The 8,168-nt window shown below is 73.0% G+C and carries 9 protein-coding genes; 6 read left to right on the forward strand and 3 right to left on the reverse strand.

What is annotated here, in order from left to right; genetic code table 11:
* Nucleotides 1-76 precede the first annotated feature (76 nt).
* Together ABD327_RS22505 and ABD327_RS22510 are read right to left on the reverse strand one after the other, a co-directional pair.
* On the reverse strand, nucleotides 77-1,738 hold the full coding sequence (locus ABD327_RS22505) for a helix-hairpin-helix domain-containing protein (RefSeq protein ID WP_344452585.1): 1,662 nt from the start codon (nucleotides 1,736-1,738) through the stop codon (nucleotides 77-79).
* Nucleotides 1,731-2,666, reverse strand: a complete 936-nt coding sequence (locus tag ABD327_RS22510) for an aldo/keto reductase (protein WP_344452586.1) — start codon at nucleotides 2,664-2,666, stop codon at nucleotides 1,731-1,733. Before ABD327_RS22510 ends, ABD327_RS22505 begins: the two co-directional genes overlap by 8 nt.
* A 117-nt stretch (nucleotides 2,667-2,783) precedes the next feature.
* Here ABD327_RS22510 and ABD327_RS22515 point away from each other — a divergent pair, with 117 nt between their 5' ends.
* Nucleotides 2,784-3,359, forward strand: a complete 576-nt coding sequence (locus ABD327_RS22515) for a hypothetical protein (RefSeq protein ID WP_344452587.1) — start codon at nucleotides 2,784-2,786, stop codon at nucleotides 3,357-3,359.
* Nucleotides 3,360-3,419: 60 nt separating this feature from the next.
* Complete coding sequence (locus tag ABD327_RS22520) at nucleotides 3,420-4,280, forward strand: SDR family oxidoreductase (protein WP_344452588.1); 861 nt, start codon at nucleotides 3,420-3,422, stop codon at nucleotides 4,278-4,280.
* A gap of 12 nt (nucleotides 4,281-4,292) precedes the next feature.
* Here the strand turns inward: ABD327_RS22520 and ABD327_RS22525 are convergent, their stop codons facing one another.
* A complete protein-coding gene (locus ABD327_RS22525; protein WP_344452589.1) occupies nucleotides 4,293-5,261 on the reverse strand; it encodes a magnesium and cobalt transport protein CorA in 969 nt (322 codons plus the stop codon).
* A 31-nt stretch (nucleotides 5,262-5,292) separates the two neighbouring features.
* Between ABD327_RS22525 and ABD327_RS22530 the strand changes: the two genes are divergently transcribed.
* Genes ABD327_RS22530 through ABD327_RS22545 form a run of 4 tightly spaced genes read left to right on the forward strand, consistent with a single transcriptional unit; the run spans nucleotide 5,293 to nucleotide 8,063 of the window.
* Entirely contained in the window at nucleotides 5,293-5,964 is a 672-nt protein-coding gene (locus ABD327_RS22530) for an MSMEG_4193 family putative phosphomutase (protein WP_344452591.1), read from the forward strand.
* 9 nt (nucleotides 5,965-5,973) lie between these two features.
* A complete protein-coding gene (locus ABD327_RS22535; protein WP_344452592.1) occupies nucleotides 5,974-6,531 on the forward strand; it encodes a DUF3090 domain-containing protein in 558 nt (185 codons plus the stop codon).
* On the forward strand, nucleotides 6,528-7,256 hold the full coding sequence (locus tag ABD327_RS22540) for an SCO1664 family protein (RefSeq protein WP_344452593.1): 729 nt from the start codon (nucleotides 6,528-6,530) through the stop codon (nucleotides 7,254-7,256). The genes ABD327_RS22535 and ABD327_RS22540 overlap by 4 nt, the downstream gene beginning before the upstream one ends.
* Nucleotides 7,257-7,289: 33 nt before the next feature.
* Nucleotides 7,290-8,063: an NRDE family protein gene (locus ABD327_RS22545; RefSeq protein WP_344452595.1), complete on the forward strand. Its 774-nt coding sequence runs from the start codon at nucleotides 7,290-7,292 to the stop codon at nucleotides 8,061-8,063.
* The last annotated feature ends 105 nt before the right edge of the window (nucleotides 8,064-8,168 follow it).

Consider the following 8,168-nt stretch of genomic DNA (forward strand, 5'->3'; position numbering starts at 1 on the left):
GTGTCGCTCACACACTTGTTTAACGGATCAGCGGCACTGTCGTCACGTCTTGACAAAGAGAAAAACGAATGGCGTTCTAGTGAAAAAGGGACACAAGCCTCGTTTGTCTCTCAAGTTGCCTGAAATCGGTAACCGCCGCGGCGAGCGCGGGGCCCGCGGCCGTCACCACCGACAGGTGCTCCAGCGCCCGGGTGAACGCGGTCAGCACCAGCGGCCCCGACAACTCCCCGCCGCCCGGGAAGACCGCGATGACGGCGGGCCAGCGGGTGCCCGCGGCCTGCTGGACCGGAATCGCCCAGCCCGCCCGCAGCCGCGGCAGCGACTCCGCGGGAACGCGCACCACCGCGTCGGGGAACTCCACCGTCAGCCCCTCGGGGGAGGCTTCGGAGACCGTCCCCGTCTCGCCCGCGGCAGCCTCGGCGAACGGCACCGCCACCACCACGCGGTCGCCCGCGTCGAAACCGCCGCACACGCCGGGACCGGGGTTCAGCCGCGCCTTCAGCGCGGCGTTGAGCGCGGCCGTCCCCGCCGCGCCCGGGGTGAGCACCTGGACGTCCCCCGCGGCGATGCCCAGCGCCCGGGGAATGGAGTCGGCGAGCAGCTGGCCCACCCGGTGCGCGGCCTCGCGCCCGTCGGCGGCCGGCACCACGACGACCTCCTTGCCCGGGGCCTCCACCCGGCGCAGCACGCCCGCGCGCACGCCCTCGGAGAGCTCCGCCAGCGGACCGTCCTCCAGGGGCACGGGCGTGACGGGCACCTCCTGCGACTCGACGAGGTCGGCCAGCACCCGGCCCGGACGGTAGGAGGCCAGCCCGCCGGGATCGCCGGCCAGCACCAGATGGGCGCCGTCCGGGCACGCCTCCACCAGCGTGGCGGCCAGTTCCACGTCGAGCGCCTCCGCGCCCGTCACCACCACCACGCCGGGCTCCAGCGGCCACTGCTCGCCCCGGGCGTAGCCCAGCCCGCCGAGGCCCTCACGGGCCTCCAGGAGCCGGTGCAGGCTCACCGCCCCCTCATGCCTCGCGGCGGCCGTCGCGGTGACCGCCGCGACCGTCACGGGGACGGGCAGGGACGGCTCCAGCGCCCGCAGGTCGGCGATCAGCCCGTCCTCCGACCCGGGAGGGCCGGCCACGATGCTCACGCCGTGGAAGAGCGCCTGGCGCGCGGCCTCGCCGTGCTCGGGCGCGCCGGGCTCCGCCTCGATCGGAGGGGCGGTGGCGGCCAGCCGCTGCACGCCCTCGGCGACGGTCTCCTCGGCCAGCCCGTAGCGGGCCAGCGCGAGCCACTCTTGAGCGTCGGGGAGGTCGTCCTCCTCGGACTCGGAGTCGGCGAGGTCCGTGAACTCGGGGAGATCGGGCTCGGAGTGGAACAGCATGACCCGCGCCTCGTCCAGCGCCGCCTGCACCGCGGCCACCGGGTCGGCGATGCGCAGCCCGCTCAGCTCCTTCACCACCTCCTCGCCCGGCAGCGCGGTGTCGCCGCGCCGCGCGGCCTCGGCGAGCAGGAACTCCACCAGCGCACGGCCGCGCCGCGGGTCCTGCGGATCGGCGGGGGCGTCCGGGGGGAGCACCGACAGCGCGAACCTGTCGGCCTGGGCCGGCCGCACGCCCGGCACCCGCAGCAGCTCCCAGGGGTCGCCGCGCAGCAGGGACTCGGCGCCCTCGCCGAGGTGGGCCCGGGCGCGGACGGCGATCTCCTCGGGCAGGCCGAGCAGGGAAGGGGAGGGAAGTTCAGACATCTGATACGTCGTCCAGTGCGTCGCGGATCTCATCGGGCAGGGTCAGTTCCTCGGCCTGCAGAGCGGCCCGCAGCTGGGCGGTGGTGCGGGCGCCGACCAGGGGCGCCGCCACCCCCGGCTGGTCGCGGACCCAGGCCAGTGCGACGGCCAGCGGGGTGACGCCCAGGCCGTCGGCGGCGGTGGCGACCGACTCCACGATCCGGGCGCTCTGCTCGCCCAGATACGGTGCCACGAAGTCCTCCAGCCGGTCGCGCGCCGCGCGGGAGTCGGCGGGGATCGCGTTGCGGTACTTGCCGGTGAGCACGCCGCGCCCCAGCGGCGACCAGGCCAGGACCGAGGTGCCCGAGTCCAGGGCGGCCGGGACCACCTCCCGCTCGGGGTCGCGCTGCAGCAGCGAGTACTCCACCTGGTCGGAGACGAGCGGCTGCCGTCCGGGCCAGGCCCGCTGCCAGGTCGCGGCGGTCGCCAGCTGCCAGCCGCCGTAGTTGGACACCCCGACGTAGCGGGCGCGCCCCGAGGAGACCGCCTCGTCCAGCGCCGCCATCGTCTCCTCGTAGGGGGTGGCGGGGTCGTGCGCGTGGACCTGCCACAGGTCGACGTGGTCGAGGCACAGGCGGTCCAGCGACCGGTCGAGCGCGGCCAGCAGGTGCCGGCGCGAGGAGTCGTACCCGCGGGGCGTGACCCCCGCCTTGGTCGCGACGACGATGTCGTCGCGGTCCACGACGGTGCGCAGCAGCTGGCCGAGGATCTGCTCGCTGCGCCCGCCGCCGTACACGTCCGCGGTGTCGACGAGGTTTCCGCCCGCGTCGACGAACTCGGCGAGCTGCGCCGCGGCCTCCTCCGGGCCGGTGCCCTCACCCCAGGTCATGGTGCCGAGCCCCAGCCGGGACACCATGAGACCGCTCCGACCGAGCTGACGCTGCTCCATAAGGTCCACAGGCTATAGCGTTTCCGCCCCGGTATACGGAAGGGGCAAAAGCGACACGGCTGTACTGTCGCCACGGGACTGTCACAACCGGGCGCGCTCAGGCTAAGGTTCGGCCTCGTGGCAGTTCCAGCAGATCCGCCGCCGGGGGCGGGCCCGGAGGGCGACCCCGGTTATCTCGCGTCGCTGCGCACGGGGACGTTGCTCGCCCAGCTGCGCAGGGCCTTCCTGGGGCTGCTGGCGGTGCCCGTGGGCGTGCTGGCGCTCTCGCCGTACATCATGAGGCTGGAGACGCACACCGTGGACACCCCGCCGCTGTGGGCGTGCGCGGTCGTGCCGGTCGCCGCCGTGTGCGCGCTGCTCCTGGCGCGCCGCATGCCCACCGCGCTGCCGAACCGGGCGGAGCCCGGCGGTTTTCGGCCCGACGCGTCGGAGTCCTTCCGCGCGAGCCTGTTCCTGCGTTTCGCGCTCACCGAGGGCGTGGTGCTCCTCGGGCTCCCGCTGTCGATGGCGGCGGACAGCTTCCTGCCGATGGCGCTCGCCTTCTGCCTCGGCTACCCGCTGGTGCTCAAGATGGCGGTCCCGACCCGGGGGACGATCGAGCGGATCCGGGCGCGGCTGGAGGCCGACGGCGCCCGCAGCGACCTGTGGACGGCGCTGCTGTCCCCGTACCGCGAAGCCGGGGCGAGGGGCTGACTTCCGGCCCTTCCGTCGTTACAGTCGGGCCGGAATTGATCAAAGCGGAAGGCGGGACCGATGGGCACCTATGTCATCAGCGGAGCGGCGTCCGGCATCGGGGCGGCCACCGCCGCGCTGCTGCGCGAGCAGGGCCACACGGTCATCACGGTCGACCTGAGGGACGCGGACGTCGTCGCCGACCTGTCCACGGCGCAGGGCAGGGAGGACGCGGTCGCCGGAGTCCGGGCCAGGACCGGGGCGGTGCACGGGGTCGTGCCGTGCGCCGGGATCGCCGGCCTCACCGGCGTGGACCCGGAGCTGGTGGTGTCGGTGAACTTCTTCGGCGCGCTGGCGCTGGTGCAGGGGCTGCGCGCGGAGCTGGAGGCGGCGGGCGGCTCCTCGGCGGTGCTGCTGTCGTCGAACTCGGTGACCTGCCAGCCCGGCTGGAACGCCGAGGTCGCGGCCGCCTGCCTGCGCGGCGACGAGGAGGGCGCGCGCCGGGCCGCCGCGTCGTCGGACGCCGTCGCGGTCTATCCCGCGACCAAGGCGGCGCTGGCCTACTGGACGCGCCAGGAGTCGGTGAAGGAGGAGTGGGCCGGCGCGGGGATCCGGCTCAACGCCGTCGCCCCCGGCATGATCGACACCGCGATGACCGAGGGCCTGCGCAAGGACCCCAAACTCGGAGTCTTCGCCGACGCCTACCCGAGCGCGCTGGGCCGTCCGGGACGGCCCGAGGAGGTCGCCGCGACGATCTCCTTCCTGCTGTCGGAGGCGTCCTCGCTCATCGTCGGCACCGTGCTGTTCGTCGACGGCGGGACCGACGCGATCCTGCACCCGCTGAAGCCGGAGGGGATGCAGATCGGCAAGCTCGCGCTCGGGGTCATGCACAAGGCCTCCGCGGCGGCCACCAAGCTCAAGGCGATGCGCGGCAAGCGCTGAGGCGCCCCGTCCTCAGAGCCAGCCGCTCTTCTTGAACTTCCGGTACAGCAGCAGGCAGGAGCCGGCCATGGTGAGGAGCGCCAGCGGATAGCCGGTGATCCAGCCGAGTTCCGGCATGTATTTGAAGTTCATGCCGTAGATGCCCGCGATCATGGTGGGGATGGCGAGGATGGCCGCCCAGGCGGAGATCTTGCGCACGTCCTCGTTCTGCCGCCTGCCCAGGACGGCCAGGTGCGCGGTCAACACATTGGTGACCATCTCGCTGTGCGCGTCGATCTGCCGGTCGATGCGCAGCAGGTGGTCCTGGACGTCGCGGAACCGCTCCTTGTGCCGCACGCACAGGGGGATCCTGCCCTTGACGAGTTCCTGCATCACCGGCAGCAGCGGGTCCTCCGCGGTGCGGAACTCCAGGATCTCGCGTTTGAGGGTGTAGACGTCCTCGGTGACGTCCATGCCGTCGTGGGTGAAGACCCGGCGCTCGAGGGCGATGATGTCGGCCTCGACCTCGTGGGCGATGATGTCGTAGCTGTCGACCACCTCGTCCAGCACCGCGTACAGGACCGCGCTCGGGCCGGTGGACAGCAGCGTGGGGTCGCCCTCCAGCCTGCGCCGGACGGGGGAGAGCGGGTTGGCGTCGCCGTGCCGCACGGTGATGACGAAGCCCGGGCCGGTGAACACCATGACCTCGCCCACGGTGATCTCCGAGGGCTTGGTGTAGGTGGCGGTCTTCACCACCACGAAGAGGGTGTCGCCGTAGTCCTCGAGTTTGGGCCGCTGGTGTCCGTAGGTGGCGTCGGCGACGGCCAGGGGGTGCAGCCCGAGGTCCTTGCTGGCGGTGTCGAACTCCTCGTGCTCGGGCTCGTGCAGGCCGATCCACACGAAGGCGTCGTTGTGTTCCCTGGCGGCCTTCAGGGCCCCGCGGACGTCACCGTCCACCTCTTGCCGGAAGCCGCCCCGGTAGAGGGCGCAGTCGACAATCATGCCGCCTAGTATCCGGCATAAAGTATGAACCGTGCCTACTGTTCTTTTGATTCGTCATGGCCTGACCGCGAAGACCGGGCCGGTGCTGACCGGCTGGACCCCCGGGGTGCCGCTGGACGAGCGCGGCACCGCCCAGGCGGGGGCGGTGGCGGCCAGGCTGGCCGGGCTCCCGCTGGACGCGGTGGTCTCCAGCCCCCTGGACCGGTGCCTGCAGACCGCGAGGGCCGTACTGGAGGACCGCGACACGCCCGGCGGTCTCGAGGTCGACGAACGCTTCGGCGAGGTCCGCTACGGCGACTGGACCGGCCGGGAGCTCAAAGAGCTCGCCGAGGAGCCGCTGTGGAAGGTCGTCCAGGCCCATCCCAGCGCGGTGACCTTCCCCGGCGACGGAGGGGAGTCGCTGGCCGCCGCCCAGCTGCGGGCGGTGCGGGCCGTGCGGGACTGGAACGAGCGCCTGGGGGACGAGGCGGTCTACGCCGTCTGCTCGCACGGGGACATCATCAAGGCGATCGTCGCGGACGCGCTGGGCCTGCACCTCGACCAGTTCCAGCGGATCCAGGTCGATCCAGCCTCGCTGACCGTCGTGCGCTACACCGAGCTGCGCCCCTTCCTGGTGCGGCTGAACGACGGCGGGACCGATCTGAGCGGTTTGGTGCCCGTTAACCAGGGGGACAGTGACGCGCCGGTCGGCGGCGGCGCGTAGGGTCGGATCATGCCCGTCATCTCCTATGACCTGCCCGACCGGTTCGTCGCCGGGACCGTCGGCCAGCCCGGGGATCGCGTCTTCTACCTCCAGGCCCGCGACGGCGCCAGGGTGACCAGCGTCAGCCTGGAGAAGTTCCAGGTAGGGCTGCTGGCCGAGCGCCTCGAGGAACTGCTGGACGAGGTCCTGCGCCGCAGCGGCGGTTCCGCGCCCATCCCCGCGGTCACTCCCGAGGGGATGGGCGACGACTCCCCGCTGGACCAGCCGGTGGAGGAGGAGTTCCGGGTCGGCGCGATGGCGCTGGCCTGGGACCCCGAGGAGGAACGCGTCATCGTCGAGGCCGCCGAGAACGACCCCACGCTGCTGGACCCCGAGGAGCCCGACCCGGACGAGGAGGAGGGCTCCACGCTGCGGGTCTCGCTCACCGCGGCCCAGGCCAGGGCCTTCGCGGAGCGCGCCCTCAAACTGGTGGCCGCCGGCCGCCCGCCCTGCCCGCTGTGCGGGCTGCCGCTGGACTCCTCCGGGCACGTGTGCCCCCGTCAGAACGGACATCTCAAAACGATATGACGCAGTCCCTCGCGGAGGACACCGCCGCGGCCGAGCGACTGCTGGCGCACGGCGCCATGACGGTCGAAGGGCGGCTGGTCCAGGCCTCCAACGCCACTCTCCGATGCGACATCGAGTTCGAGGGCGTGCGCGCCAAGTGCGTCTACAAGCCGGTGGCGGGGGAGCGCCCGCTGTGGGACTTCCCCGACGGCACCCTGGCCGGCCGGGAGGTGGCGGCCTACCTGGTGTCCCAGGCGATGGGGTGGCGGATCGTCCCGCCGACCGTGCACCGCGACGGCCCCTGGGGCCCGGGCATGGTCCAGCTGTGGATCGAGCCCGACCCGTCCGTCGACCTCGTCGCGCTGTCCCGCGCCAACGACGCGGCGGTGCGCCGGATCGCGGTGTTCGACGCGGTGGTCAACAACGCCGACCGCAAGATCGGGCACCTGCTGCCGGTGGAGGGCGGCCATGTGCACGGCTGCGACCACGGGGTGTGCTTCTCCACGGAGTACAAGCTGCGCACGGTCCTGTGGCAGTGGCGCGGCAAGCCGCTCAAGCCGCTGGCGCTGCAGGGGCTGGCCAAGGTCCGGGCCGAACTGGAGGGCGCGCTGGCGGGGCGCCTGTCCGGGCTGATCACCGAGGAGGAGGTCGAGGCGACGCGGCGCAGGGTCGACCTCATGCTCAAGCACCGGGTGCACCCCTACCCGCCGGAGGACTGGCCCGCCATTCCCTGGCCCCCGATGTAAGAGTCACTTTCAGACATTTGTTGAAATATTGCGATGTGCACCTGCCTGCTGAGCTTCGACCCCTCCTCCGCCGTCCCGGTGCTGCTCGTCGGAGTCCGCGACGAATACGCCGACCGGGCCTGGGACCCGCCCGCCGCGCACTGGCCGGACCGGCCGGAGCTGTTCGGCGGCCGGGACCGGCAGGCCGGCGGCACCTGGCTGGCGGTGAACCCCTCGGCGCCCAGGGCCGCGTGCGTGCTCAACGGCTGCGGCGTCGACGCGCCGCAGGACGCCCGGCTCTCCCGGGGCGACCTGCCGCTGCGCGCCGCCGAGACCGGCGGGCTCGGTGACCTCGACCCCTCCAGGCTCGACCCGTTCCACCTGGTGTGCGCCGAGCCGGACCGGGTCCGGGTGTGGACCTGGACCGGCCTGGAGCTCACCGAGCGCTCCCTGGAGCCGGGCGTCCACATGGTGGTGAACACGGGCCTGGACGCCACCTGCCCGGGACCCACCGCCATCCCGCAGAGCGCGCTGGACGGCATCCGCGCCCGGATGGGGCACTTCCGGCCCCGGCTGCTGACCGCGGCCCGCCCAGAACCCAAGGACGGGGCGACCGCCGACGCCTGGGGCGACTGGCTGCCGCTCGCCGAAGGCGACGGGCTCGAGCAGACCGACCCGCGCGCCCTGCTGCACCGGCACCTCACCGACGCCGGACGGGTCTTCGCCACCACCTCGGTCAGCCTGGTCGCCCTGAGCGCCGACGGACTGCGCTACGACTTCTCCGGCCGTCCCGGCGACCCCTCGGCCTGGACGGCCGTCCTGGGCTAGAGCCGGATCACAGCACGACACCCCCGGCAGGCGTCGGTGACGGCCGCGGTCCGGACAGGCGTTCCGGGTCAGGGAGGATCAGAGCACGACGCCCAGCAGGGCGTC

Origin of the sequence: Actinocorallia aurantiaca, assembly GCF_039533685.1 — a bacterium.
Taxonomy (GTDB): Bacteria; Actinomycetota; Actinomycetes; order Streptosporangiales; family Streptosporangiaceae; genus Actinocorallia; species Actinocorallia aurantiaca.